Annotated in this window: 30 protein-coding genes and 1 pseudogene; 11 read left to right on the top strand and 20 right to left on the bottom strand. The window is 40.8% G+C overall.

Features of this window, described 5'->3' with window-relative positions; genetic code table 11:
• Positions 1-305: 305 nt before the first annotated feature.
• The 7 genes and pseudogenes from E4K68_RS19690 to E4K68_RS19660 all read right to left on the bottom strand — a co-directional run bounded on the left by E4K68_RS19690 (position 306) and on the right by E4K68_RS19660 (position 4,077).
• Entirely contained in the window at positions 306-1,169 is an 864-nt protein-coding gene (locus tag E4K68_RS19690) for a nitroreductase family protein (RefSeq protein WP_135380746.1), read from the bottom strand.
• Between the two features lie 55 nt (positions 1,170-1,224).
• A pseudogene (locus E4K68_RS19685) lies at positions 1,225-1,862 on the bottom strand (DUF2238 domain-containing protein).
• A gap of 155 nt (positions 1,863-2,017) precedes the next feature.
• A complete protein-coding gene (locus tag E4K68_RS19680; RefSeq protein ID WP_135380737.1) occupies positions 2,018-2,338 on the bottom strand; it encodes a YggT family protein in 321 nt (106 codons plus the stop codon).
• 171 nt (positions 2,339-2,509) lie between these two features.
• Positions 2,510-2,848 carry a phage holin family protein gene (locus tag E4K68_RS19675; RefSeq protein ID WP_135380735.1) on the bottom strand — a complete coding sequence of 113 codons (339 nt, stop codon included), beginning with the start codon at positions 2,846-2,848 and terminating at the stop codon, positions 2,510-2,512.
• Between the two features lie 13 nt (positions 2,849-2,861).
• A complete protein-coding gene (locus E4K68_RS19670) occupies positions 2,862-3,188 on the bottom strand; it encodes a hypothetical protein (protein WP_199241839.1) in 327 nt (108 codons plus the stop codon).
• Entirely contained in the window at positions 3,178-3,633 is a 456-nt protein-coding gene (locus E4K68_RS19665; protein WP_135380732.1) for a hypothetical protein, read from the bottom strand. The genes E4K68_RS19670 and E4K68_RS19665 overlap by 11 nt, the downstream gene beginning before the upstream one ends.
• Positions 3,634-3,675: 42 nt before the next feature.
• Positions 3,676-4,077: a DUF2089 domain-containing protein gene (locus E4K68_RS19660; RefSeq protein WP_135380748.1), complete on the bottom strand. Its 402-nt coding sequence runs from the start codon at positions 4,075-4,077 to the stop codon at positions 3,676-3,678.
• A gap of 477 nt (positions 4,078-4,554) precedes the next feature.
• On the opposite strand from E4K68_RS19660, the gene E4K68_RS21270 reads away from it, so the two are divergent.
• From E4K68_RS21270 to E4K68_RS19645, 3 genes are read left to right on the top strand one after another with little or no spacing between them, the layout of a single operon-like run.
• Entirely contained in the window at positions 4,555-4,734 is a 180-nt protein-coding gene (locus E4K68_RS21270; protein ID WP_243450462.1) for a sigma factor-like helix-turn-helix DNA-binding protein, read from the top strand.
• Between the two features lie 10 nt (positions 4,735-4,744).
• Positions 4,745-6,250 (top strand): sigma-E factor regulatory protein RseB domain-containing protein, encoded by a 1,506-nt coding sequence (locus E4K68_RS19650; RefSeq protein ID WP_135380730.1) that lies wholly within the window; start codon positions 4,745-4,747, stop codon positions 6,248-6,250.
• A 15-nt stretch (positions 6,251-6,265) separates the two neighbouring features.
• Complete coding sequence (locus tag E4K68_RS19645) at positions 6,266-6,937, top strand: YjgB family protein (protein WP_135380728.1); 672 nt, start codon at positions 6,266-6,268, stop codon at positions 6,935-6,937.
• A 256-nt stretch (positions 6,938-7,193) separates the two neighbouring features.
• Here E4K68_RS19645 and E4K68_RS19640 read toward each other — a convergent pair whose 3' ends face one another.
• From E4K68_RS19640 to E4K68_RS19630, 3 genes are read right to left on the bottom strand one after another with little or no spacing between them, the layout of a single operon-like run.
• A complete protein-coding gene (locus E4K68_RS19640) occupies positions 7,194-7,838 on the bottom strand; it encodes a flavodoxin family protein (protein ID WP_282433019.1) in 645 nt (214 codons plus the stop codon).
• Positions 7,839-7,871: 33 nt separating this feature from the next.
• A complete protein-coding gene (locus E4K68_RS19635; RefSeq protein ID WP_135380725.1) occupies positions 7,872-8,216 on the bottom strand; it encodes a GIY-YIG nuclease family protein in 345 nt (114 codons plus the stop codon).
• Between the two features lie 3 nt (positions 8,217-8,219).
• The gene (locus E4K68_RS19630) at positions 8,220-8,699 is read right to left on the bottom strand and encodes a DUF6530 family protein (protein WP_135380723.1); all 480 of its coding nucleotides are present in this window, start codon (positions 8,697-8,699) and stop codon (positions 8,220-8,222) included.
• 269 nt (positions 8,700-8,968) lie between these two features.
• Here E4K68_RS19630 and E4K68_RS19625 point away from each other — a divergent pair, with 269 nt between their 5' ends.
• Genes E4K68_RS19625 through E4K68_RS19610 form a run of 4 tightly spaced genes read left to right on the top strand, consistent with a single transcriptional unit; the run spans position 8,969 to position 11,631 of the window.
• Positions 8,969-9,574, top strand: coding sequence for a DUF1836 domain-containing protein (locus tag E4K68_RS19625; protein ID WP_135380721.1), 606 nt, complete (start codon positions 8,969-8,971; stop codon positions 9,572-9,574).
• Positions 9,575-9,589: 15 nt separating this feature from the next.
• Positions 9,590-10,105, top strand: coding sequence for an NfeD family protein (locus E4K68_RS19620; protein ID WP_135380720.1), 516 nt, complete (start codon positions 9,590-9,592; stop codon positions 10,103-10,105).
• Positions 10,099-11,103, top strand: coding sequence for a flotillin-like protein FloA (gene floA / locus E4K68_RS19615; protein ID WP_135380718.1), 1,005 nt, complete (start codon positions 10,099-10,101; stop codon positions 11,101-11,103). Before E4K68_RS19620 ends, floA begins: the two co-directional genes overlap by 7 nt.
• A gap of 12 nt (positions 11,104-11,115) precedes the next feature.
• A complete protein-coding gene (locus E4K68_RS19610; RefSeq protein ID WP_135380716.1) occupies positions 11,116-11,631 on the top strand; it encodes a hypothetical protein in 516 nt (171 codons plus the stop codon).
• A gap of 72 nt (positions 11,632-11,703) precedes the next feature.
• Here E4K68_RS19610 and E4K68_RS19605 read toward each other — a convergent pair whose 3' ends face one another.
• Both E4K68_RS19605 and E4K68_RS19600 read right to left on the bottom strand, forming a co-directional pair.
• The gene (locus E4K68_RS19605; protein WP_243450461.1) at positions 11,704-12,735 is read right to left on the bottom strand and encodes an abortive infection protein; all 1,032 of its coding nucleotides are present in this window, start codon (positions 12,733-12,735) and stop codon (positions 11,704-11,706) included.
• 111 nt (positions 12,736-12,846) lie between these two features.
• Entirely contained in the window at positions 12,847-13,419 is a 573-nt protein-coding gene (locus tag E4K68_RS19600) for an NUDIX hydrolase (RefSeq protein ID WP_135380713.1), read from the bottom strand.
• Positions 13,420-13,582: 163 nt separating this feature from the next.
• On the opposite strand from E4K68_RS19600, the gene E4K68_RS19595 reads away from it, so the two are divergent.
• Positions 13,583-14,530, top strand: coding sequence for a class I SAM-dependent methyltransferase (locus tag E4K68_RS19595; protein WP_135380711.1), 948 nt, complete (start codon positions 13,583-13,585; stop codon positions 14,528-14,530).
• Positions 14,530-14,715, top strand: a complete 186-nt coding sequence (locus E4K68_RS19590; RefSeq protein WP_135380709.1) for a ferredoxin — start codon at positions 14,530-14,532, stop codon at positions 14,713-14,715. The genes E4K68_RS19595 and E4K68_RS19590 overlap by 1 nt, the downstream gene beginning before the upstream one ends.
• Positions 14,716-14,803: 88 nt before the next feature.
• Here the strand turns inward: E4K68_RS19590 and E4K68_RS21555 are convergent, their stop codons facing one another.
• The gene (locus E4K68_RS21555; protein ID WP_282433018.1) at positions 14,804-14,932 is read right to left on the bottom strand and encodes a hypothetical protein; all 129 of its coding nucleotides are present in this window, start codon (positions 14,930-14,932) and stop codon (positions 14,804-14,806) included.
• A 332-nt stretch (positions 14,933-15,264) separates the two neighbouring features.
• On the opposite strand from E4K68_RS21555, the gene E4K68_RS19585 reads away from it, so the two are divergent.
• A complete protein-coding gene (locus tag E4K68_RS19585) occupies positions 15,265-15,993 on the top strand; it encodes a DUF421 domain-containing protein (protein ID WP_135380707.1) in 729 nt (242 codons plus the stop codon).
• Positions 15,994-16,005: 12 nt separating this feature from the next.
• Positions 16,006-16,371 (top strand): DUF4363 family protein, encoded by a 366-nt coding sequence (locus tag E4K68_RS19580; RefSeq protein ID WP_135380705.1) that lies wholly within the window; start codon positions 16,006-16,008, stop codon positions 16,369-16,371.
• 6 nt (positions 16,372-16,377) lie between these two features.
• Here the strand turns inward: E4K68_RS19580 and E4K68_RS19575 are convergent, their stop codons facing one another.
• From E4K68_RS19575 to E4K68_RS19545, 7 genes are all read right to left on the bottom strand, one after another.
• The gene (locus tag E4K68_RS19575; protein WP_135380703.1) at positions 16,378-16,974 is read right to left on the bottom strand and encodes a DUF4352 domain-containing protein; all 597 of its coding nucleotides are present in this window, start codon (positions 16,972-16,974) and stop codon (positions 16,378-16,380) included.
• Positions 16,975-17,400: 426 nt separating this feature from the next.
• Complete coding sequence (locus E4K68_RS21550) at positions 17,401-18,210, bottom strand: methyl-accepting chemotaxis protein (RefSeq protein WP_135380701.1); 810 nt, start codon at positions 18,208-18,210, stop codon at positions 17,401-17,403.
• 147 nt (positions 18,211-18,357) lie between these two features.
• Complete coding sequence (locus tag E4K68_RS19565) at positions 18,358-19,308, bottom strand: ketopantoate reductase family protein (protein WP_135380700.1); 951 nt, start codon at positions 19,306-19,308, stop codon at positions 18,358-18,360.
• A gap of 52 nt (positions 19,309-19,360) precedes the next feature.
• The gene (locus tag E4K68_RS19560; protein WP_135380697.1) at positions 19,361-19,774 is read right to left on the bottom strand and encodes a (deoxy)nucleoside triphosphate pyrophosphohydrolase; all 414 of its coding nucleotides are present in this window, start codon (positions 19,772-19,774) and stop codon (positions 19,361-19,363) included.
• 229 nt (positions 19,775-20,003) lie between these two features.
• On the bottom strand, positions 20,004-20,204 hold the full coding sequence (locus E4K68_RS19555; protein ID WP_135380695.1) for a hypothetical protein: 201 nt from the start codon (positions 20,202-20,204) through the stop codon (positions 20,004-20,006).
• 118 nt (positions 20,205-20,322) lie between these two features.
• Positions 20,323-22,218, bottom strand: a complete 1,896-nt coding sequence (gene abc-f, locus E4K68_RS19550) for a ribosomal protection-like ABC-F family protein (protein WP_135380692.1) — start codon at positions 22,216-22,218, stop codon at positions 20,323-20,325.
• Positions 22,219-22,607: 389 nt separating this feature from the next.
• A complete protein-coding gene (locus E4K68_RS19545) occupies positions 22,608-22,844 on the bottom strand; it encodes a hypothetical protein (RefSeq protein WP_135380689.1) in 237 nt (78 codons plus the stop codon).
• Positions 22,845-22,941: the final 97 nt, after the last annotated feature.

Here is a 22,941-nt window from a genome sequence, read left to right as displayed (position 1 = left end):
CCTTGTTGTTTAGTTTTCAAAGACCATGGTTTAAACTTTGTTTCCAGCACCCGTTTGGGCCGGAATCACATCTTAGCATTTTCAACTCGCGTTGTCAATCACTAATTTGTTCGTTCTGATTGATTAGTTCAAAGGTTTTACCCCTTACCTTTTTCAATCGGTTTGCGTCTTTGTGGCGCTCAGTTATAGTACCATTTTTCGATATACGTTGTCAACATATATCGAAAACTATTATTGTTTTTAGTCTTCACCAGAGAAACGACATTCTAAAGCCCGTCCTGAAATTGTGAAGAGTTAATGGTTCTTCAGCTAACCTCAACCCAGCTTACTACATACTCGGTGTTTACTGGTGTACTGATAGCATCCGGATCACTTATTACCCATTTCCCAACTATTCCCATCTCTTTGGCCGTCAGTTCAAAATGACACATGGCAATACCTATATCAACTCTTTGCAAATCATGAGCCTGTTGTTTTGCGTATCCTTTAGTATGTTGTAAGTAGAAATGAAGTTTAGTTTTGTCTTGAATAATCCTCCATGGTTGCTTATTAGATGCGGAAGGGGCAAGACGGAGCATTTTAAGAGGGACAGCGTATTTTCCGGCCTCTGACTCAGGCAATTTATGACCAAAATCACCTTTGTAGAATAGCTCTTCCCAACTTTTTCTGTTGTTTGAACCGACAGCAAATCTCATAGCGGATTCCAAAAAACTCTTACGACTACTCGGAGATCCGATAGGTGTGATACAAGGTAATGATTCATTATCTTTTTGCTTAATTGCTTTGGAGAATTCGCTCTTTTTAAAAGTGCCCCCGAGCCAACAGGTACCCAGGCCCAATGAAGTTGCATATAATATCAATTTTTCGAGCACATATCCAAATTCCTCTAAGTCCTTATTTGATTTTACCACGGCTGCAACGACGTAGGTCGATGCACCTTTAATTACACCATACGTCCCTAGCTTTATATTTGACCCCTTCAGCGCTAAATCACTTTCAATAAGTTCGAACCTAATTGGTACGCCAAACGGACCACTGATGGAAGAATAGAATGCCCTTAAATTATCTTTTGTTTCAGACGTTAGAGGGTGTTCGAGATATGTCCTAACCGATATCCTCTTTTTGATTATTTCAAGGATCGATGTTCCAAGTAATAGTTCATCAGCCATTTTCAAACCTCCTAAATTACAAATATACTTGCCTTCTCAGGTATTTGACAATAAGTTAACCACAAGTTTTATTAATATCTTCCAAATTCTTGTCATGAATCTTTGTCAAGGATACAAGCCCAATGATTCCCCCTATCAAGGCAAAAAACATATCCCATTGTGTATCCCATACATCTCCCTGCGTTCCTAAAAACGCTTCAGCCGCAGTACCCGTTGCTTCCGCAACGCCCCATTCTATTAATTCATAGGTCGCACTGATTGCCAGACAAATGCTAACTACAATAAAAAATAACAATTTCCCAGTCTTTAAAGGGGATTTTCTCAACAATATTTCTCTGACGAGAATTGCAGGAATAAAACCTTGTGCAAAATGTCCTAGCCGGTCATAGTAGTTCCTAGCCAGATCAAAGGTATCTCTTAACCAATTAAATAGAGGCATTTCTGCGTAGGTGTAGTGCCGCCAATTATAAGAATTATTACATGGATCCATATAAGTATGTACACTAAGTTGGTCAAGCGAAATCGATGATACGTTGCAATAAGAACTCCTAATCCAATTAAGGCAGGAAAAACTTCAAGAAACCAAGTAAAGAGGTCTTTTGGGTGAATCGCTGACATCAGTAAGATTACTATAGAGCTAGAGAGTAAAAAAACATGGAGCGGGTTTACCGTTTTGATAACTCTCTCTATCATTAGGCCCCCCTTTTTGAGTATTAGGTAAAAAGGATTCTCATAACATTATACACATACCCTAAATAAAAAGGACGATTCGACATTATTGTCGCCGTCCTATTACGTGTCTTCATGATCGTATCGGAAGAGAGCCATAGTCATTTCTCTAATACCATTCACGTTTTTCGCGAAATCTCGATTAGTTTTGCTATTCCCCATGCGATCACAGCATAGACAATGATAGCAACAACAATAGCCGGTTCTAAAACCGCTTGGGTTTCAACTCCACGTGTAGTTGCTGTTCTAAATATTCCAGTGAAGGGCGCCAAAAATATATTAGAAAGAGTATAGATAAATGATACAAATGCGCTCGACGGATTTGCACCCAATAGCTTAAAGACGAGACGAAAGGCCAATAATACCTCAATGACTCCTAAGATGTAGTATACAATTCTTTGCCAATATCGAACGTCTTCCATGTTTTTTACGTTTTCCATACAATCACTCTCCATTGATTCTATATTTAATTGATATCTCTATGGTCTCCCAAGACATGTTAATTATTCAATTGAAGCCTCCTGCCAATTTACAAAACAATTCAATATGACCCAAAATAAAAAACACCGAGTTTAGACCCGGTGTACTCCATTATGAAAAGTTAATAAAACTTAGTTTTTAGAAAATTTCTTGAAACCCCAGTTTACTAAGGAAACGAAAATGGAAGCTATGAACGCAACCCCAAACCCCGGTACATAAAATCCGGGCATAAGCCCACTAGTGAGCATGATCATCCAAGTATTTACAATAAGAGTGAAAACCCCTAACGTTATAAGGTTTAGCGGGATGGTCAAAATAATAAGTACTGGGCGAATTAGTAAATTCACTAGACCAAGGACTATTCCCGCCCCAAAGAAGTGAAGGGGTGTTGTCGCCTCTATGGGCAGAAATACAGCCGCAAGGAAAAAGGCGATTGTATTCACAAGAACACGGTAAATTTGTTTTTTCATCCTATCCCCTCGTTCACTTTAAGTGTACTTTAACTCGGACATCTCCAGTTTCGACATCCACAACCTCTAGCCCTTTATGCCTTCTTAAGTCCTTCAAAACACTGTGAAAAGCTGAAATGATGCCACTGGGGGAAAGCGCTTTAACCCAAAACAGATGTTTACGAGAACTTTCTTCTCGTGGAACTGGAACGTACCTCAAGGCCACTTCCCCAACCCGAGCCAAATCCGTGAGGGCCTCAAGGAACTCATCCATAACACGTAGAGGTACAGGCAACATAAAACCCCAACGACTTTGCACTTTGACTCGGACCATTAAAAACATTGCGGTTTTACTCCACACACACTTCCACCTTGATTCTTCCCTCTTCAGGATCCGCAACTTCTACGTCAACGATCTTACCATCCACACTCTCTTCAATGACACGGATAAGCCCTTCAACATCCAAAGCTTGCAAATCAAGACCCTTTTGTTCCAACTCCACGCGTTTGTCCGCTGGAACAAAGCTCATGGCGTAAACAATAAGTTTGGAAGCAGATCGTATCAAGCTGAAAGGAACATTCACGTTCACCTTTAACATTTTTTCTCCAACGACTCGGACTCGCAAAAAGCGATCCCCATAAGATGATGCAGGCTTTTCCCTTTTTGCTATCCCCTTTTCGGCTATCTGAAAACCCATCTCATCCGAATTTCCTTCCTCAACCGCCTTTAATAGATCCATTCCTTCAGCAGCGGTCAGTTTACCTTCCTGAATCATTTCTAAAATCTTCATTCTCTCGTTTCCCATTCTCCCTGCTCCTTTCCGGCCTTTTGGCCTTAACCGTATTCCTTACGTATCCATTTTTCTCATTTGACGCGCAGCTTCCTGCGGTGAAATTTCCCCACGCTCAAGGGCTTCAAGAATAGTTTGCCTGCGCTGACTTTCCCCTTGTGGGTCCAACTTTTCCTTTTCTCCGTCCCTGTCCACTCGATAACCCAGGGCCTCAATGACACTGTCTAAGCGGCTACGAACGGTAGGATAGGATATACCCAACTCTTTTTCCACTTCTTTGATATTGCCTCGGCATTTCATAAAGGCCTCAACAAAAATAAGCTGCTCAGCTGGAAGACGACAAAATTTACAGGTACTGAATTGGCCTTCAATTTTCGTTGGACAATGTGTGCAAGTTAGTTTGCTAATGTGCATTACATGATCACATACAGGACATCGATTGGGTATTTTATAATCCAAGATCATCACCTCTACATTTGTTGCTGTAAGCGCCTCTATGATTAAGATAATAACTCTATACATTAAATATGTCAATATAGTCCTTAACATAACTAATGTTACACTTAATATTATTAATACAAACCATGCGCCCCTTAGCTTAGATATAGCACTCGTGACGTTTTATTCTGTCGTTCGTTTAAGTGAGTGAGGAGATGAAAAGGTGGAAACAAAGAAAGAATCACTTACAGAAAACAGGTTTCACTTACGCTCTTCTTCAGAACCGTGAAGAGGCGGAAGATATTACCCAAGAAACGTATTTCCGATGTTTGAGGAAAGACAAGGAGACTCCCCCCACTATCCATATCTCAAGCACGTGGCACGAAATCTTATTTATGACCGTTACCGACACGGGCAAATAATCACCCATCAAAGCAAGGAACAATCCCAATTAGATAGTCCTACAATTGGATTAGACACGCTTTTGTGCAAGAGCTTATGAACCAACTTCTAGAACAATATAGGCAGGTGTTGAAACTACGTATTGTTGAAGGTTATTCCCGCAAGGAAACTGCTGAAATCATGAGTCGCGGCGAGGACTCTATTCGCGGTTTACAATATAGAGCACTTCAAGCTTTACGCGAGTTAATTCAGGCTGCGGAGGAGAATGGAGGATAATAAAATAAGTATGAAAACGAACAAAAACTTGACTCAAACGTCACCTGAGCAAGAGGTCGACGATTTTATCGATAGGTTGAATGAAGAACGTCGACCCGATCAAAGTAACGATCAGGATATAGCCGAATTTCAGGCACTTATTCGAGAAATTAAGAATCAACGTCCAATAGATGGACCTAGCGAAAAGTTTACTCTTGAGTTAAGTCAGAAACTGCAGAGAAGGTCAAGTACACAAAAAAGCTTTCTCCCCTGGTCCGCACTCGTTGCCAGTTTCTTAATCGTCATCTTCTTACTTTCGCCTTGGTCTCATACTAATAATGATATTGTTTTAGCTATGGAACAAACAGTGCAACAACTTCAGAATTATCACGGGACCCTGGAGAAAGTAAGCATCAACGAAGCAGGTGAACGTCAGATTTTTCAACAAACCGACGTCTGGTTTAAAGGAAATAATTATGCGACCCGAACCGAAGATAGTATTATCTCCGTTAATAACGGTGAACGCCGATGGAGAGTTAATCCGAAAAACAAAGAACTCTTTTTACTGCCCCTATATCTCGACCCTCACAATTTTGATTTACAAAAAGAGGCAACAATAGCCCAGCAATATCCCCACAAGATTGTCGGGCAAGATTCCATCGCTGGTCGTACTACCATCCGTATTGAGATTGACCCCCCAGGCGGTTTACCCTATTATCTATGGATCGATACAGAAACCCATTTGCCTGTTCAACTTCAGACAGCGATGCAGAAGGCAATTCAAACAACCTATACCTTCAAGAACCTCGAGACAAATACCCAAATACCGGATAACGTATTTACCTACAATCTGCCTGAGGGGTATCGAATCGTCGATCAAACTACTGACAAATCCATGAGCGGTCTGACCGAAGCGATTGCTGTCAGCGGCCTAACGCCGCTCCAGCTCTCTGAAAAGCCTCAGCAGATTTTCGCGAGTACCCAAAGAATCGTTTTTGATTTCGAGGATACTATAGTCATTGAAACCAAAGCACTAAAACCTTTTGCACCATCTTCACTTGCTGCTTTGGGTCAGGCAGCAGGCGGACCACTTGAAGTCTTACCAGATACTCTCCGCTGGCAGCAAAACGGCTTAGAATTAAAAGTTCAAGGACAACGAGCCGAGGAATTGGCCAAACAAATCGCGAATACGATAAAGATGCCTGATAGCCAAGTACTGCCAAACCAACCTACCGTTAAAGTAGAGGTTGACATGGAGATCGTCAAACGAAACCAACAACAAGTCGATGCAGGAAGTAGCCCCTGGCAGCTCGACCCTGTGCAAGTAGCTTTCACATTTGCTATAACGCAAATCTCCCCTGGTGGAATTACCGGTAACCCTTCGATCAATTTCAACTCACTCGACATCACATCCAACAACGGAACTGAAGCTGTGATTCAATTCTCGGAAGGCCCAATCAAAACCGTTTATGTGAAGCGCTTGGTCCGCCACGCCCAATCTGGCATTTGGGCTGCTATAGGTTATGACCCAAAGTAAAGGAGGTTGACTGTAATGATTCTATCGAAAACAACCATGAAAACAGTCTCACAATGGGCTACTGTAGGACTCGCCTTTGCTCTTGTCGTGGGGTGCTCTAATCCCACTGCACCTCAAAAACCATCGAACAGTTCGCAAACACAAACTGAACCAACACCTCCAACTTCTCCAAACACCCCTACCCCTTCCGCTCCAGTTACGGAGCCTACAGATCCTGCAAAAAAGCTCTTATCCAATATAATGCAATTAGCTCAGCAAGGAAAGGTGATTAACTGCGAATTCCCAGCTAATACAACAGTCATTGATGATGTTAAGAAAAAGTGGGGAAACCCGGATAGATCCGATTATGTCGCTACTGCCAACGGAACGTATGACACTTACTCCAAGCACAATGTTGCCTTTGGTTATAACAAAGGTGCACAAATTTTCGAAGTCCGTTCTTTTGAGAGCGAGTTGAAGAAATTGTCCCTTTCTCAAGTTAAGGAGGTTTTCGGATCCCCAGCCTATACTACTCGTGCAAACGGTGAGGACATTATCGGATATACAGCAGGGCAAGAGTTTAAGCTTTTGCTGGTCTTCCCCCAAGCCACCAGCACTACAGCAGACCCAACTCTAGATCATTACTCGGTCCTCTACCCGCGAGGCACTGTGAACAGCATGGCGGATGATCCAGGTAGGCAGTGGTAGTATTGGCAGTTCAACGACAAACGCAATATTAGATCTTTCCATCCATCGACGATTCACCTTTCTTGTTACATCATTAGCTTAATTCTAGCCTAAAGCCGATTTCATTAAAGTGGCCAACAAATAATACCCTACAGAGTAGACTTTTAGGTTGTCTCCTCTATAGGGTACTTTATTGCATCTGAGATTTTTTACTATCTTACTAGAAAAACAAGTATCCTTTATTAAACCGAGGCGTCGAAGTGACAGAGGATCAGCGTTATTGTGACAAGGTAAAGTTTCGCTCTTGTAACAACTTATAGGTTGTTGGCGAAAACTTCATATCAGTAGCTATCTCTGCTCCTGCTTTTTCTAATAGTTGTAGGTAATTCGATATGATGGGTCGTAGCTCTTCTGTTGGTGAAGTCAGAAATTTCCCTTGAGTAGCATAAATCTCCCCGACCAATTTCATGCGCATCTTTTGGGCAACCCTCTTAATCCAAAGGGAAGTTACATCAAACTCTGATCGATCAGGATAACCGCAGCTAGATATCAACATTAACTTAGAAGCTTGTACTCCTGCTGACTCAACATGCTGTCTCTCTTCTTTTACATTCTTTTGAGCATGAGGGCTACCAAGCATCGTCATTCGATCCATGAAAACTTTTAACATACCTGAAATATTTTCGAAATATATAGGTGATGCGAATACGATAATAGTTGCCCCCCGCAAGCGACAGGACTCCAACATATCATCCTTACTTACGCACCGTCCAGGACCCCTGTCCCAAGAAGTATGACAACATTTGCAGTGCTTTATTTCTTTTCTATTAAAAGTATCTGCTCCTGCTTCTTGTGCACCCTTTAAAAAGGCGTTAACCATTACATTCGCATTACCGATTTTGCCTTTAGAACTTCCATTAATAACAAAATTCTCATGACCGACATCCTCTATTTCTTAATAGAACTCAAGGTTTTCTTTTGCCAATTTTTCTTCCCAAATCATTTGTAATAACGTTAAATCTTCTGTGTAATCGGTTCTTAATTCATCTTTATCGTATTCAAGCTTTTCAAGTATCTCAATAATAAACTTCTCTTCACCACAATCCTTCCATTCTTTTTGTAACTCTCGATTAGGGTGACCCCCCCCTTCTAATTGAAACAATGTGCTATTCATAGCGCCTTTCAAATTTGGAGTTTTTTTAATAAAACACTTATTACTTAAAGTAGACCGAATAATAAATATCCCCATATCAGGTTTCATTTGCCGGTATTGTTCCTTCAGTTCCTTTTTCCTATCCATCGATTAGTACCCCATTTCCTTTAGAATCCTTGATAAAGTGCGCAAACGCTCCCCAAGCAGTTCATCATCGTTACTGAGAGCCTGGCTGAATAATTTAATGTCCTCATCGATCTTCTGATTATCAGTACATACAGACACTGTCATAGCGTCACCCTGTAAACCAACTCTGTCTATAATAGGATTCTCGGGATTATATAATTTCTCATACCGATAAGCTTCTTGGAAATGGAGTTTTGCTCTACAAACTAGAATTGCAAGGTCAAGCACGCGGTGGAATGGTAATTCTTCAGACTGTCTAGACCACTTTTCTCCAGTATATCGCCATACTTTGGCAGAAATTTCTACCTTGCCTCGATCATTCCACTGGGCCAAACCTAATGAAAGGCCCTTTGCATCTGAATTTTTAGCATATCTGCCGTCTACATTCTCATAGTTTTCAGATACAATAACTGGCTTGTGCTTTAGAGTAGTTGGTATTTTCATTTTAAACATTACCTCCAATACATTTACTATTTTAGTAATTTACTAAATCATATGCCAAATTATAGCCCTTCTGAATAATGACGTCAATATGGGTTTCTCTGATATTCGAAGTGATTAGTTGAATGCTTAAATAAATTTAACCTTATTTCGAAAATAACGTTGTAATGATATTTACACACGATCATATTGATCATATAATAGTGGCATGGAGATCATTAAATTACTTAAACCGAACTTCCCAAGAAGTTGATCACAAAGGAGGTGATGATATGAAAACGTCTTATCTAACCGATATCATGGATATTGTCAATACACTCGAACCCAAAGCGAAGGCTTTACCTTATTTGGAACTCGACTCTATGATGCTTTCTCAAGTCGTTGAAGTCGCTCAGAGAGTCAGTCAAAATGATATTAATAACACGCATATTCAAAACTGGGTTCGACGTAAGTATCTCCCTAGTCCGCAAAAAAAGAAGTACAACCGTGAACAAGTTGCCAATATCTTACTCATCAACGACTTACGCAATATCTTGTCCTTGGAAGAAGCCTCCCGTTTGCTTGGGTTTGTCAACCAAACGCTAGCTGACAACTCCGATGACCGTATCAATCCGTCGAAGCTCTATAAATACTACTGTGAAATCTTCGATCGAACACAGCTCGACTGGCAAAAATCTGTAGAACAGTTAGCGAATGAAGTTAACGATTCTCTGACTGAGGAGGACATGAATGAGGAAGATAAAGAAAAGGTTGCTGTAACCTTAGTTATCCTTAATTTGTTAGCAAGAGGAAATCTATATAAACAAATTGCTGAACACTGGTTAAAGATATTGCCAAAAGAACCTGAACATGAACTTAATTCAAGTAAAGGTTCTTAGCAAGGAGGGGGAAACGTGGGGACTGGATTTGTTGTAGCTCTATTTGTGCTAGGAATTGTGCTCTTATTTCTAGAGATTTTTGTTCCTGGAGGAATTCTCGGATTGTTTGGCATAATTGCCCTAATTGCAGGGATTATGCTGACGGTTGATTCTTTACTCCAAGGCGTACTTTACGTGAGTTTGTTACTATTTACACTAGCGCTTTTGATCGCTCTTAGTTTTCGTTTTCCCCAAACTCGTCGTTTTTGGGAAAGGTTCGCCTTGAAAACTCGTCAAAACAAGAAAGATGGCTACGTAGCACCGAAACCAAGTTACGAAAACTTCCTAGGCATGCAAGGGATCGCCCTCAGTCAATTACGCCCAGCGGGAACGGCTGATTTTAGTGGCGAACGACTTGATGTGGTCACCGAAGGAGGGTTTATAGCCAACGGGTCAAATATAATGGTCATTGCTGTAGAAGGTACGCGTGTTATTGTCCGCCAAATTGAAGATAAAGCATTAGATATCAAGGGAGGTTTTAAAGAATGTTAAGCGCTGCTTCACTATTGTCTCTTATCCTTTTAATCCTTGCGATTATGGTCGTGGGAATCCTACTAACGTTCATTCCCGTTGGTCTTTGGATTTCTGCTTTAGCTGCAGGAGTCAATGTTGGGATCTTTTCTCTCATTGGAATGAGGCTACGTCGCGTCACTCCCTCTAAAATTGTAAACCAGCTCATCAAAGCTCATAAAGCGGGTCTAGATATTACCACTGCCCAATTGGAAGCCCATTACCTTGCCGGCGGGAATGTCGACCGAGTTGTTAACGCTTTAATTGCCGCTGAACGTGCCGCTATTCCCCTCCAATTTGAGAGAGCAGCTGCCATCGATCTTGCAGGACGTGACGTATTGCAGGCCGTGCAAATGTCCGTTAACCCTAAAGTCATTGAAACACCTATCGTATCTGCAGTCGCCCAAAATGGTATCGAACTACGGGTTAAAGCGCGTGTTACCGTGCGCGCTAACATTGACCGTCTCGTCGGGGGCGCAGGAGAAGAAACCGTTATCGCCCGAGTCGGGGAAGGAATTGTAACCAGTATTGGTTCTTCGGACTCACATAAGGCTGTGTTAGAAAATCCTGATTTGGTATCTCGCACGGTATTAGCCAAAGGCCTTGATTCCGGGACAGCGTTTGAAATTCTGTCCATAGATATTGCGGATGTGGACGTCGGTAAAAATATTGGTGCACAATTACAGACCGACCAAGCGGAAGCCGATAAACGAATTGCCCAGGCTAAAGCCGAGGAGCGACGGGCGATGGCTGTTGCTAGGGAACAAGAAATGAAAGCATCGGTTCAAGAGATGAGAGCGAAAGTCGTTGAAGCAGAAGCCGAAGTACCCCGAGCCTTAGCCGCTGCATTACGAGAAGGAAAAATGGGCGTGATGGACTATTACAACATGCAAAACATTATGGCCGATACGACCATGAGAGAGAACATCGCCCGCACCGGTAAGGCGGATTCTGGGGACCTCACTACCCCTAAAAAGTAGGGGGGGATTACTATGGATATACTATCATTCCTTCCTATTATCATCATGATCTTTGCCTTAGTCTCCAAATTAAACAAAGGGGCCACAAAAACAAATCAACGTCCTAGAAGCAGGTATTCTCCTTCTTCCCCCTGGGGGAACAATCTTGAAGCTTCTTTACAAAAATTACTTTCTTATGGCAGCCCGGTCCCTACCTCAGAAATCGTTGAAGTTAGAAACAACGTTCAAGTTGAAGAAGCTCCTTGGATGGACAATGCAACCGAAAGCGAAGGTACAGCGGGGATTGGAGGGACAAACGGGGTCGAAGGAACAGACGGAGTCGAAGGAACAAACGGGGTTGAGGGAACTGCTGGATCGGAAGGAACATTCAAGCCCATAAATTCGCCCGAAATTGAAACAATTCAACTGAAAGAACGTAATTCTTTCCCAGACCTTGCAGAAAAAGATCTCATTGAAGCAGTCATCTGGGCAGAAATACTCGGCAAGCCTAAAGCTCGAATTAGCAGACCCTTTACGAGAAACTATTGAAACACAACAATGCCCTCAACTTTCCCACAAGGAAATGTTGAGGGCATTGTGCTGCATTAGAAAATTAACCACTTAATGACGGGAGTAATACTCGGCTAAAGTCGTAAACGCTTTTTTCGGCTCCCATGACATCCATTTATAGGTTGCTCCCTTTTCCTTTTGATCTGGGTACGTTTTAACAACACTATAACTCGCCATATCTAGGTCGTAGAGACAATTTTCGTGATAGGGATAAGTTGGACTAACAAACGTAAACACAAAAGCCCCTTCAACGTTTTCCGCCTTAAAAATATCGAGCAGCTCTAAGAGATAATTCGCTTGCACGCTTTCATCGCGTATATACTCTCCTTTAAGCTGACAGGGCGTTTTGCTCCGATCGACAATTGCCCACCCGTACCCACCCCTATCCTCAGCCCCTTGATAGGTGCAGCAGCCAAACTCTAAAATGACCACGGGTTTACTATACTTAAAATATGCTCTCAACTTTTCCTGGTAAGACTTCTTGTTGTGGGATTCACAATAATAATCAATTCCAACGATATCGAATAAAGACCAGTCTACATTTTCCCAAGGACCAGATGCGTAAGTCAATTGACCGTGAAAATTCTCTCTTACAACGGTCGTCGCTTTAGCCAAAAATTCATTCAAGCGTTTATTGAAAGGGCCTTTTAGAATCGTGCTTTTGAGCAAGCGCCAAGGCTTCATAAACGTACCGATACGGTCAAATGCAGTGTTTCCTTCTACAAGACCTTTCATAAAAAACGTAAACTCACATCCGGCAACAAAAATAATACGTGGCGACTGCGACCGTAATCTTTCTGCCGCTTTAGCACATTCGGCAAAGTAAGTCAGAGTTTCTTGCTCGTTGGCATCAACAAAGGCTGGAGAAAACCAGACCTCTAACCCCTGTTGCAATGCATATTCTGCAGCCGTAGTAAGTCTTGCGATATCCTGTCCAGATATCCTTACGGCATTACAGTGCAAATCATTTTTGATGATTTCCATTTCTCTTTGCACAATAACAGGATCGAATATATCACGGGACGACGATTCTTTGCCACGAGTAAACGTCCCAATATCATAATTGATGCCTTTACGGTTCATCGACTTATTTTTGATCTCCAAGATTTTTCCCTTACTTTCTTTTTATCTAATTCTGCCCATATCTACCCCATTTTGAAGGGTTCTTAGTGAATTAGCTGAGGAATAACAATCTTATAAAGCACCTTTGTTGATGAGTTGAAGTCGAGATATTAACTTCTCATAGACCTTATGCATATGAGGTTCAGTACTATAGACATTGATCTCATCAATAGGAATCCATTGGACTCCACTATTTTCATCTTCTTTAACCATTAGTAAATCGTTTTCATCAGCCTCAATTAAATAAGCGACGGATAAATGCAAATGTGGGGATACGTAGTTTCCTCGTTTTTTATGCCCTAACACAGTCAGTACGTCCAAAGAGAAAATAGTTGGAGTGACAGGGTGACAATTTTTCACCCCAGTTTCCTCCTCTAATTCTTTCATGGCAACCGCCAATAAGTCTTCTTCTCCATCGGCATGGCCTCCTATCCAAGACCAAGAATTATAGATATTATGATGTATCATGAGCACCTTATCATATGTTCTATTTACTACAAATGCCGAGCTTGTAAAATGGGCAACCTGATTATTCCTAGTTAAAACGTCCTCGAATACCTCTGTACAATAGATAATGACTTCTTTATCCTTTATTTCTTGATCATTATAGGGACTATAGTTTTTTATTGTCTCAAACATGTATATTTTCTCTCTTTCACCACTACATTTGCCAATCTAGGCTATACATATTATATACCCAAACAAAAGGAGGCTTACAAGGAGGAACGATGATTTAATATTAGGTCGGGTCATAGGAAAAAACTAAGGAACTTGGTAAACTATTATAAAGTGGAAAGAGGTGGAACCAATGCCGGATGATAAAATTTTGGCCTTACCCCAGGAACTCTTAATCTTAGGTGCTGCAGTGAAAACCGGAATGGTCGAGGCTTTGCGCAGAAACACTACTTACGCTGGCCTGACGGAAGAATTATCATTAAATCCCCGAGCCGTTAGGGTGGTGGTGGAAGCTTTGGCCGATCTTGGTTATGTAAGCAGGCAGGGAGAAACAATAACCCTGTCAGAAGAGGCACAAAAAATGATCTATGACCCAGCATCGCCAAATTATGTGGGCTTTGCCTTTATGCACCGCTATAATATGATCCGATCCTGGGTCCAATTGCCTGAAGTTCTTTCCAGTGGCCAACCAGCGTCCTCAGACCAGGACCCGGAAAACACCCGCTATTTTATGGAAGGCATGCGTCATGGCGCGCAAAAGAGTGCTCCAGCCATTGCAGATTTTCTTCTAACAGACACAATCAATGGGGTGCAGGTGCTGGATATCGGGGGCGGGCCTCTAATTTATGGCAGTGCCTTTACTGCCCGAGGGGCCAAAGTGACAGTTTTGGATCTGCCTCCAGTAGTACAATTAATGCAGGAGAAAGCAGAAAAAGCTGGTATCACCATGTTCCCAGGGGACTTCAACTTGGGATTACCCCCTGGACCCTTTGATCTGGCTTATCTAGGTAATATCTGTCATATTTTCAGTGAGACCGAAAACCGAGAATTGTTCAGAAAGGTCAGTCAGGTACTAGTTCCCGGCGGGCGCATCGCCATTGTCGATATGGTGCGCGGAACTAATCCCTTTGCAGCTGTTTTTGGTGTAAATATGTTGGTCAATACTGCCAATGGCGGCACTTGGACCCTGGACCAGTATACGGATTGGCTGTTCAGCGCAGGTTTCCAAGAGGTGAAGTTAAACGAAGTGTCTGGCCGCCAAATCGTTACCGCTATGTGCAAGAAAGGAGCGCAAAATTAATGTTTGCTACCGTAAATTCAGATTGTATCGGATGCGGTGCTTGTGAAGCGATTTGTCCACAAGTTTTCAGGATGAATAGCTACGAGATTGCCGAAGCCTATAAAAATCCTGTTCCACAAGATGCCGAAGAATCGGCTAAAGAAGCGGCCAAAAGTTGCCCAGTTGCAGCAATTATTTTGGAATGACGAAATGACACTAAAGCCCCCGGCAATGCCGAGGGCTCCTTTCATGTTTCCGGGGTATTACAGATGAAACTGCAATGATTAAATGGCGTTAATCCGCGCGCATAGGATTATTTGTAGCGCTCGTTGGAACCTTTTTCTTATCGTTATCTGAATTCGGACGCTTGTCATCCATTGTAGCTGCATGGGTTCTCGATTTATCAGTTTTCTTATTACTCATTGATTGTAATCTCCTTTCCTTAGGATATGTGAGTATGACATAGGTTTCCCGGATTTCGCAAATCAGATACGTGTGCTTGGTTTGGTTTGGTTAACCTAGCTTTATTGCTTTTTACAGGCTTTTCAATATCCATCAATCTAATCCTCCCCATGAAACATAAATGACAACTGCCTACTCCTTATCTCACAATGTATCGAAAACTGACTTACAAGCGCGTTTGTTGCAAACATAAAAGATCTGAAGAGTTAATTAAGTCAATGCAGGCAGTATAAAGAACTCATAATATCAAATAATATCCCAGTAATATTGGGAATTATGGAAGGTGTTGCTTTATGGATGAGGGCCTAGTGGTAATTGTTAGAGCTGTAATAGGTTTTTTTTCTCTTCTCATTTTTGCAAGAATCATTGGAAAAGAACAAATAAGCCAACTTAACTTTTTTGATTATGTACTGGGGATTACAATTGGTTCCATTGCAGCTTCCTTAACAACAGATTTATCCAGTCGGGCGTGGCCACATTGGGTAGGCCTTTTAACTTGGTGTTTATTGGGATACATAATGAACTCAATATCATTAAAATGGAGATATGCAGCAAAGTATTTAGAAGGGGAACCAACGATTGTCATAATGAACGGCAAGATTATGGAAAAAGCATTGAAAAAGCAGAAATATCAGATCTCGGAGGTTTTAGAGCTTCTCCGGAACAAAGGAGTATTTGACTTAACCCAAGTAGATTTTGCACTAATAGAACCTAATGGTCAGCTATCAGTATTATTAAAGCCAGAACACCTACCTTTAACTCCCAAGGAGATGAAAATTGCTGTTTCTCCTTCTGGAATAAGTACAGAATTAGTTTACGATGGAATTATTATCGAAGAAAATCTAAGACAGCTTAATAAAGATAAGGCTTGGCTACTAAAGGAGCTCAAGAAGCAGGGAATCAAGAAAATATCTGAGGTTTTTTTGGTTACGCTTAATCCGGCGGGGAGCTTGTATGTTGATAGGTACGAAGATCATTTAACGAAGATTACTGATATTGGGGATTATAAAGGACCCTACTAAGGAGATGATTTTATGAGGAAGTTCTTGGTAATAGCTATTCCAATAGTTACACTCGTTTTCTTTGTTTTGGTCATGCTAAGTGGTAATGTATTCAAACAATCTTTAGGGGGTGATGACAATATTCCACAATCCATTGAAACCCTTATGAAGGATGCCAATCAGGAAAATTGGGATGCAGCTAACCAAAATGCAGATCATTTAAATAGAGTATGGAATAAAATAGTCAACAGAGTGCAATTTAGTTCAGAACGTGATGAAATTAATGCTTTTACAATAAATATTGCAAGGGTTAGGGGTGCTATTCAAGCTAAAGATAAATCAGTAGTACTAACTGAATTAAGTGAGGCATATGAGCATTGGAAAGAACTTGGTAAATAATGTAGGTTATTGCATGGGGATTTTAACGTTTGCAATTTTAGTTTTGGAACTTAAAGGGTCAGAGATAATCGCTAACTCAAATGTCTGAGCTCCCTTTACCACCTCATACCCTAATTCACCTGTCATCGTTCCTCCAGCTTTAATTGTACCGTCTATCGCATCCTTAACTGCTAGAGTGACTTCCCTATTAAAGTTTTGCTTTTTCCCATCTTTATCTTTTAGCTTAAACCCTATCATACTCCTAACTTCGGCATCGGTACTTCCCTGATTTTCTATAGTGAGATCTACCAGAAGGAAAGTACTACCCTCACGTGGTGGCGTAACTACATTTCCTTCGCCGTCCGAAGTTCTTACGCTGTTTATTCTATATTGGAGATTCCCCATCTTGAAAGTCTCCCCAATTACATAAGTCTCTTGCTGAATTATAGTCGAAGTTTGCAGCATTTGATATTGTGGTGAATTAGTATGAGCCTTAGTCGCTAAAGCGCCAGCTCCTAATAAGAAGAGCATCATCGGAATTAGGAGGACGAGCAGGCTATATTCAATCTGAGAGCAATACCGACGTTGTCTCCCCACCTTTGGTGTGTCTACGAATTCCAACATATTCTTCTTCCTCCTCTTCGCTTTAGGTTGTCAACTTGCAAGATACCAATGACAATACCCTGTTAATTGAAGATTAGCATGAAGATAAACCTCTGTCTATAGTTCCTAATCATGGTATTATTAGTTTTTCTTATGATAAGAATGATAGATTTTAGACTATTCTGTAGTATTTTGGCGAACTTTGTATTTTCTTTTCAGCGAACATCTATTAGTAACGCTTATTAAGTATATAAAAATTTACTATGATAATTATTTTTAATAATATAATCTAAGCTATTTCTGATCTACAGGACCCCTATGGCCTGTTCCGATACTTATCATGTGATGGTGACAAATGTTGAAAAGCGCACTTAACCTTAAATACAAAAGAGAGTCCTTATCTGGTTGTGCCAGAAAGGGCTCTCTAATACTACAAGTGAATTCTATTTAGCTTTGTCCCATTTCCACAAGTTTCTTGGCCATACTCTCAATTCTTGATAGACTATGGGCAATTTCCGAAACATCATTAGCATGATTTTCAGTTACTGCTGTCAGTTGCTTAATGGCCCCAATTAAAAGTCCCACGGAGGATTGAACCTCTTGAACATTACTGTCGATTGCTTTAGTGGAAGCATCAGTATTCGAAGCAAGCCTCCTGACTTCTTCCGATACAATGGCAAACCCCCGTCCATGTTCACCCGCCCGGGAAGCTTCAATAGCGGCATTGAGCCCTAAGATATTACTCTGTTTAGAAATCTTCTTGATTTGCTGTGTCAATTCGTTGGTTCTACGCATCTCTGTGCTTACATGTTCAGTCTCATCGTCCATACTCCGAATCGTTGCCGCTAGTTCTTCAGTAGCACCTGACAAGTTGTGAGCATAGGAAGAAATCGTTACCACAGCCCCGAGAATTTCCTTACCCGTTGCGAAAAGATTATCATAAAGCTCAACGGAACAAGCAATAGCAAGGCAACCGACAATTTTCGACTCTTCAAAGATTGGTAGGGCAACACCGACAAAGGGAACACCAAAAAGTTCTTTTGAAACACGCCTTACAATGCGCTTTCCGCTCGTGAGAGCTTCCAAAACATTTGAGCCCGGAGTAGGTGGGTTCCCAATCTTGGCCTTAGTATTGATCATTTTTCCCGGGTAATAAGCAACAATCTTCTCCGTATCGAAAAGTGTAATAGCAACGTCATCATTGAAAAACTGCTGAACGTCTGAAACTATAAGCCGGTAAGCCTCGAATTTTGTCACTTCAATACCCCCACACAATTCTTCAAGCTGACCTTAATGATTCTATAGATATGCAATACCATGTACTTTTATTCGACATTAAATATATAAAAACCTTCAATATTCGAGTTATTATTTACATCCATCCTTTCTCATAGGTCAAACTATTTATCCGTGGCGAATGTTAAAATTTTCTTTAGCTTTAACCATTGCCACAATAACTTCATTGACAGGAACAAGTGTACCTGATTTATGGGCCAGCTCAACGACTGCTCCGTTTAAAGCATTTATTTCCGTGCGACGACCACTTTGAATATCCTGAAGCATGGATGAATGATGAGCGGAAGTGGTGGGAACCAAGTGATCATAAAAATTTGTCAAGTAACTCTGAGCATCAGGCCAAAAAGTAGGTATGTTCCTTACTTTGAGCAATTCAAAGATCTCCCGAATCATCATATTCATGAGTTCTCGTGTAACAGGCTCTTCTGCTAACTTCCCATAACTCACCTCGAAGATGGCTCCTAAGGAATTGAGGGCCGAATTATAGATGATTTTTCCCCAAATATAGTTCATGATTTCTAACGATGCTTTTGTGGGAATAAGTGCTTTGCGAAAAATCCCGGCAAACTCCTCGAGTAATTCCTGATTGATGAGATTTTCGGGGGATCCGATCATCACATCATCAGCAATGACCGTGACCTTTGACTCTCCTGGCGCTAAGGTCTCCGCTCCGAAAATGACTCGACCTAAAACAATCTTGTCCCCAGGAATCGATTTGGCAGCGGCCTCAAAATTCCCATACCCGTTTTGTAGCAGAAAGACATAGGTGTTATCTCCTACTAGTGGTGCAATTTGTTGAGCAATCTCTTCCGTGAGGAATGATTTTACAGTGACAATTACCATATCAAATTTCTGACGTGTAAGTTTTGAGACATCGGAGACGACGTTAAAGAGCATGGTCGTGTGCTCTCCCCATATTCCGGTAACTTTTACCCCATTCGACTTGATCTTATCAAGGCTTGCCGGTCTACTTAGCCCCGTCACCTCGTGACCAGCTAAACTTAGAAGGCAAGAATACACGCTTCCTAATGCCCCTAAACCAATAACCAATATTTTCATTTCTTTTCTCCAATCTTACATAGTTTTACACAAGGTTTAGTTATCCCGTTCTTTAGTATTCGCTATAAGCTCCCAGTTTCCTACCAACAACTGCCTTCAACTTTTCTACGAGTGGAATATCTGCAGGGGCAAAGTCATACGAGTCCAACTCATGGTGACTAGCCCACACTATTTGGCTGTGCACCTTCATTGTGAAATCACCTGAAATCCACTGGCACCAAAAAGCCATCAGTTTAATGGTTCCGCTATGATATGGATAAATGCTTTCACCAAAAAAATCTAAGACTTCTATGTCAACATCAAGTTCTTCCCTGATTTCACGCTTCAAGCATTCTTGTAGCGTCTCTTTTGGTTCAATTTTTCCACCGGGAAACTCCCACTTACCTGCTAAATTTTCACCAGGTGCCCGTTGGGCAATGAGTATTTTATTATCCTTTAAGATGATTGCTGCTGTTACTTCCTTCATATTTTTCAAATCCTTTACTCACAGTTATCATTTATGAAGCTGAAAAAATTCAACCATAGGGCGTCTGAATTTGCTAGTCCTATCATCTTCTTAAACGTTCCCTCACGAAGGACCCCAACTAAGAAGATCCTACAGTTAGACAAGCGTATAAGATATTTAGCCCTATAAGTGTTGGCTCCTTAAAGGAATATAGTACTAAGATAATAACTGCAGGTGCACTGAGACTAACTCAATGCAGCCATGGTCTACTTTTTTCGATGAACCCAAAGATAAAACCTAATATAAAATAGACCATGATCACGAGCAGGAACGTAAAAAGTCGTTCGTTAAGAGAACCACTACGATCTGAGAAAACAGAATTAAATACGATAAAGAAACCTGGGATTAACCCTACGATAAAGGCAATAATGGCAACAATAAACCTTTTCATGATTGTACCCCTTATGCTTGTTTACCAAGCTTACTTCGATTGCATGAACAAGCACCTTCATTATACCCAAAAATTCTTTTCATTCTCGCTTAGGACGTGTGCCATTGCCCTCCATTCACTATTCTTGTAATGCTTCCCATTGCTCTAAGCATTTTTCAAGTTCTTTATCTAGAACTTCCTTTTCTTGAAATAGTTCATTTAAGCGATTGGCATCCAAGCTATAGTCAACCATTTCTCCATCAATCAGTTTAATTTTACGTTCATACTGTTCAATTTTTTCTTCAAGAAGTTCTAGTTTTTTTGCAAGATTACTCCTCTTTGGTTTCTGGTAGGTAACCTTTTTTTTAATCTCTTTTGGCGCAATACTGGGTGTTACTACACTCATTCTTACTATTCCCTTTTTATTTTCTTCTAGATAATAGCTGTAATCACCCAGATAAACGTTGATAGCTTTATTCTCAATCGCTATCATCTTATCCGCAACTTTATTAATAAAATAGCGATCATGAGAAACGAAGAGCAGTGTCCCATCAAATTGAATCAAGGTTTCTTCTAATACTTCCCTTGAATCAATGTCTAAATGATTGGTTGGCTCATCCAAGATCATAAAATTTACTTTATCAAACGTCAATGAGCAAAGCTTCAACCTGCTTTTTTCTCCACCTGACAAAGACTTGATTTTCTTATTAACATCTTCTTTCATGAACAAGGCTTTTGCTAATTGAGATCTTGCTTCTCCTAACGTCAAATCATATAACTTTGTAAAATACTCTAAAACCGTCTGTTCTTCATCTTCATAGCTCACTGTCTGAGGTAGATAACCAATTTTCACACGTGAGCCTATTTTAATCGAACCAGAATCCGGTTCTAATTCCCTAAGGATCATTTTTAGCAATGTTGTTTTACCACTGCCATTACTACCTACTATACACGCACTATCCCGATAAAAAATATCAAATTTAACGTCTTGCAACAATAGTTTATCACCGAAATGCTTAGCAAGACCCTCTGTTTCAAGAACCATTTTTCCTGTTCTACTGATTGCTTGAGCATCCATTCGAACCTTTCGCTTTTCCAAAATAGGTCGATCCAAGGTTTCGATTTTTTCTAATCGTTTTTCTAGCTCTTTAGCCCGCTTAAACATTTTATCACTATCTCTCATGACACCCCAAATACGATAGCGTTCAATTTGTCGTTCCATATTATCGATCTTTTTCTGTTGATTTTGATACATCTTATAATCTACTAAAAAGCGACGTTCCTTTTCTACGACATAATAGCTATAATTGCCGGGGTAGGGCACGGCGCGGTTAAATTCCAGCTCCACAATTTTATTGACAACGCTGTCTAAAAAATATCTGTCGTGAGATACAACAAGAACAGAACCTTTGTATTCCTTCAAAAAATCTTCTAACCATTCAATAGCTTCTAGATCCAAATGATTAGAGGGTTCATCTAATAATAAAATATCCGGTTGTTCTAGAAGAATTTTAGCTAGAATAACTCTTGTTTTTTCTCCACCACTCAGTTGCTCAAAACGCATTCCTTTTAAAAGGTCCGTAATTTGAAGACCTTCTGTTATTTTGCTGATTTTCGTTTCAATGTCATACCCACCAAGGGTTTCAAATTGTTCTGTAAAAAGCCCATAGCTTTGAATAGCCCTTTCTAAAACTTCTCCTTGAAGATGTATGAGCCTATCTTCTAGGGCCTTTATCTCTTGCTTGAGCTTGAAAACAGGTTCAAAAGCAAGTTCAATAACCTCCAGAGTGGTTGCATTAGCCTCAAAAACAGGCATTTGATTGAGATAGCCAACTCTTGCATCTTTACGAATGGCTATTTCACCTTCTTGGTAATCCTCTAAACCCATAATTATTTTTAAAATAGTTGTTTTTCCACATCCATTTTGTCCAATCAAACCTATTCTCTCTCCAGTTTTTAAATCAAAGGATATGTTATGAAATAGTTTATTGGCACCAAAATATTTCGTTAAATTGTTAATACTACACTCGATCATTTTTATTGTCCGCTCCTAACATTTCCATCCTCTGTAACGATGACTCTATCCCCAAAGGTTTTTATGTATCCAAATGGTATATCGTTTGTAGAGATCATAGTTATAAGTAGCATTTCAAATTCCCGTTACAAACGAGATCCCTTTTTATATAAGTTCTAAGATATTATATCAGGAAACTATAGAACATGAGGAATGATTTACATATCAGAGAGGGCCCAACCAAGTGGCCTTGTGATTCGGTATAGGGCGACGAGTTCATTATTTAGGCATGAAAATGAAGTTACAGAACGCTTTCTCCAAGTTATAACAAATTAGATTCCTAAGGGTATGATCCTTGATGGCAAAATTATTATATCTGACCAAGATGGTAAGCCGAACTTCAAAGCATTTTAATGGGTCGGTTCCCAGGGGCCTGCGCCCCAAGTATTCTTGGCCCTGAAACGAAAGGCGAATGAGCCTTTCGCCACACGGCAACCCATAACGAAAACTCCAGCCGTGTGACGAAAGGCGGACGAGCCTTTCGCCACACGGCGACTTATGACGCACTCTCCGGCAGTGTGGACCCGAAGGGGTGGAACCCCGACCCCATAGACGTTTAAATGCTTAAAAATTGTTCGTTCTAACACAAAAAGACTACCTCGTTAGAGATAGTCCTTTTGCTGGTTTACCTGGCGATGACCTACGTTCCCAGGGGCCTGCGCCCCAAGTATTCTTGGCCCTGAA

Origin of the sequence: Desulfosporosinus sp. Sb-LF, assembly GCF_004766055.1 — a bacterium.
Lineage (GTDB): Bacteria > Bacillota > Desulfitobacteriia > Desulfitobacteriales > Desulfitobacteriaceae > Desulfosporosinus.
The sequence above is the reverse complement of the archived record's forward strand: the minus strand, read 5'-3'. Positions and strand labels throughout refer to the sequence as shown.

Bases quoted from the DNA above. Each gene is read 5' to 3' on its own strand.
- E4K68_RS21555 (WP_282433018.1), bottom strand. From the start codon at position 14,932: ATGAGTAATAAGAAAACTGATAAATCGAGAACCCATGCAGCTACAATG.
- E4K68_RS19565 (WP_135380700.1), bottom strand. From the start codon at position 19,308: ATGAAAATATTGGTTATTGGTTTAGGGGCATTAGGAAGCGTGTATTCT.
- E4K68_RS19625 (WP_135380721.1), top strand. From the start codon at position 8,969: ATGAAAACGTCTTATCTAACCGATATCATGGATATTGTCAATACACTC.
- E4K68_RS19555 (WP_135380695.1), bottom strand. From the start codon at position 20,204: ATGAAAAGGTTTATTGTTGCCATTATTGCCTTTATCGTAGGGTTAATC.
- E4K68_RS19635 (WP_135380725.1), bottom strand. From the start codon at position 8,216: ATGGATAGGAAAAAGGAACTGAAGGAACAATACCGGCAAATGAAACCT.
- E4K68_RS19665 (WP_135380732.1), bottom strand. From the start codon at position 3,633: ATGGGAAACGAGAGAATGAAGATTTTAGAAATGATTCAGGAAGGTAAA.
- E4K68_RS19560 (WP_135380697.1), bottom strand. From the start codon at position 19,774: ATGAAGGAAGTAACAGCAGCAATCATCTTAAAGGATAATAAAATACTC.
- E4K68_RS19645 (WP_135380728.1), top strand. From the start codon at position 6,266: ATGATTCTATCGAAAACAACCATGAAAACAGTCTCACAATGGGCTACT.
- floA (WP_135380718.1), top strand. From the start codon at position 10,099: ATGTTAAGCGCTGCTTCACTATTGTCTCTTATCCTTTTAATCCTTGCG.
- abc-f (WP_135380692.1), bottom strand. From the start codon at position 22,218: ATGATCGAGTGTAGTATTAACAATTTAACGAAATATTTTGGTGCCAAT.
- E4K68_RS19630 (WP_135380723.1), bottom strand. From the start codon at position 8,699: ATGAAAATACCAACTACTCTAAAGCACAAGCCAGTTATTGTATCTGAA.
- E4K68_RS19595 (WP_135380711.1), top strand. From the start codon at position 13,583: ATGCCGGATGATAAAATTTTGGCCTTACCCCAGGAACTCTTAATCTTA.
- E4K68_RS19675 (WP_135380735.1), bottom strand. From the start codon at position 2,848: ATGAAAAAACAAATTTACCGTGTTCTTGTGAATACAATCGCCTTTTTC.
- E4K68_RS19690 (WP_135380746.1), bottom strand. From the start codon at position 1,169: ATGGCTGATGAACTATTACTTGGAACATCGATCCTTGAAATAATCAAA.
- E4K68_RS19580 (WP_135380705.1), top strand. From the start codon at position 16,006: ATGAGGAAGTTCTTGGTAATAGCTATTCCAATAGTTACACTCGTTTTC.
- E4K68_RS19585 (WP_135380707.1), top strand. From the start codon at position 15,265: ATGGATGAGGGCCTAGTGGTAATTGTTAGAGCTGTAATAGGTTTTTTT.
- E4K68_RS19605 (WP_243450461.1), bottom strand. From the start codon at position 12,735: ATGAACCGTAAAGGCATCAATTATGATATTGGGACGTTTACTCGTGGC.
- E4K68_RS19575 (WP_135380703.1), bottom strand. From the start codon at position 16,974: ATGTTGGAATTCGTAGACACACCAAAGGTGGGGAGACAACGTCGGTAT.
- E4K68_RS19610 (WP_135380716.1), top strand. From the start codon at position 11,116: ATGGATATACTATCATTCCTTCCTATTATCATCATGATCTTTGCCTTA.
- E4K68_RS21270 (WP_243450462.1), top strand. From the start codon at position 4,555: ATGAACCAACTTCTAGAACAATATAGGCAGGTGTTGAAACTACGTATT.
- E4K68_RS19650 (WP_135380730.1), top strand. From the start codon at position 4,745: ATGAAAACGAACAAAAACTTGACTCAAACGTCACCTGAGCAAGAGGTC.
- E4K68_RS19680 (WP_135380737.1), bottom strand. From the start codon at position 2,338: ATGGAAAACGTAAAAAACATGGAAGACGTTCGATATTGGCAAAGAATT.
- E4K68_RS19590 (WP_135380709.1), top strand. From the start codon at position 14,530: ATGTTTGCTACCGTAAATTCAGATTGTATCGGATGCGGTGCTTGTGAA.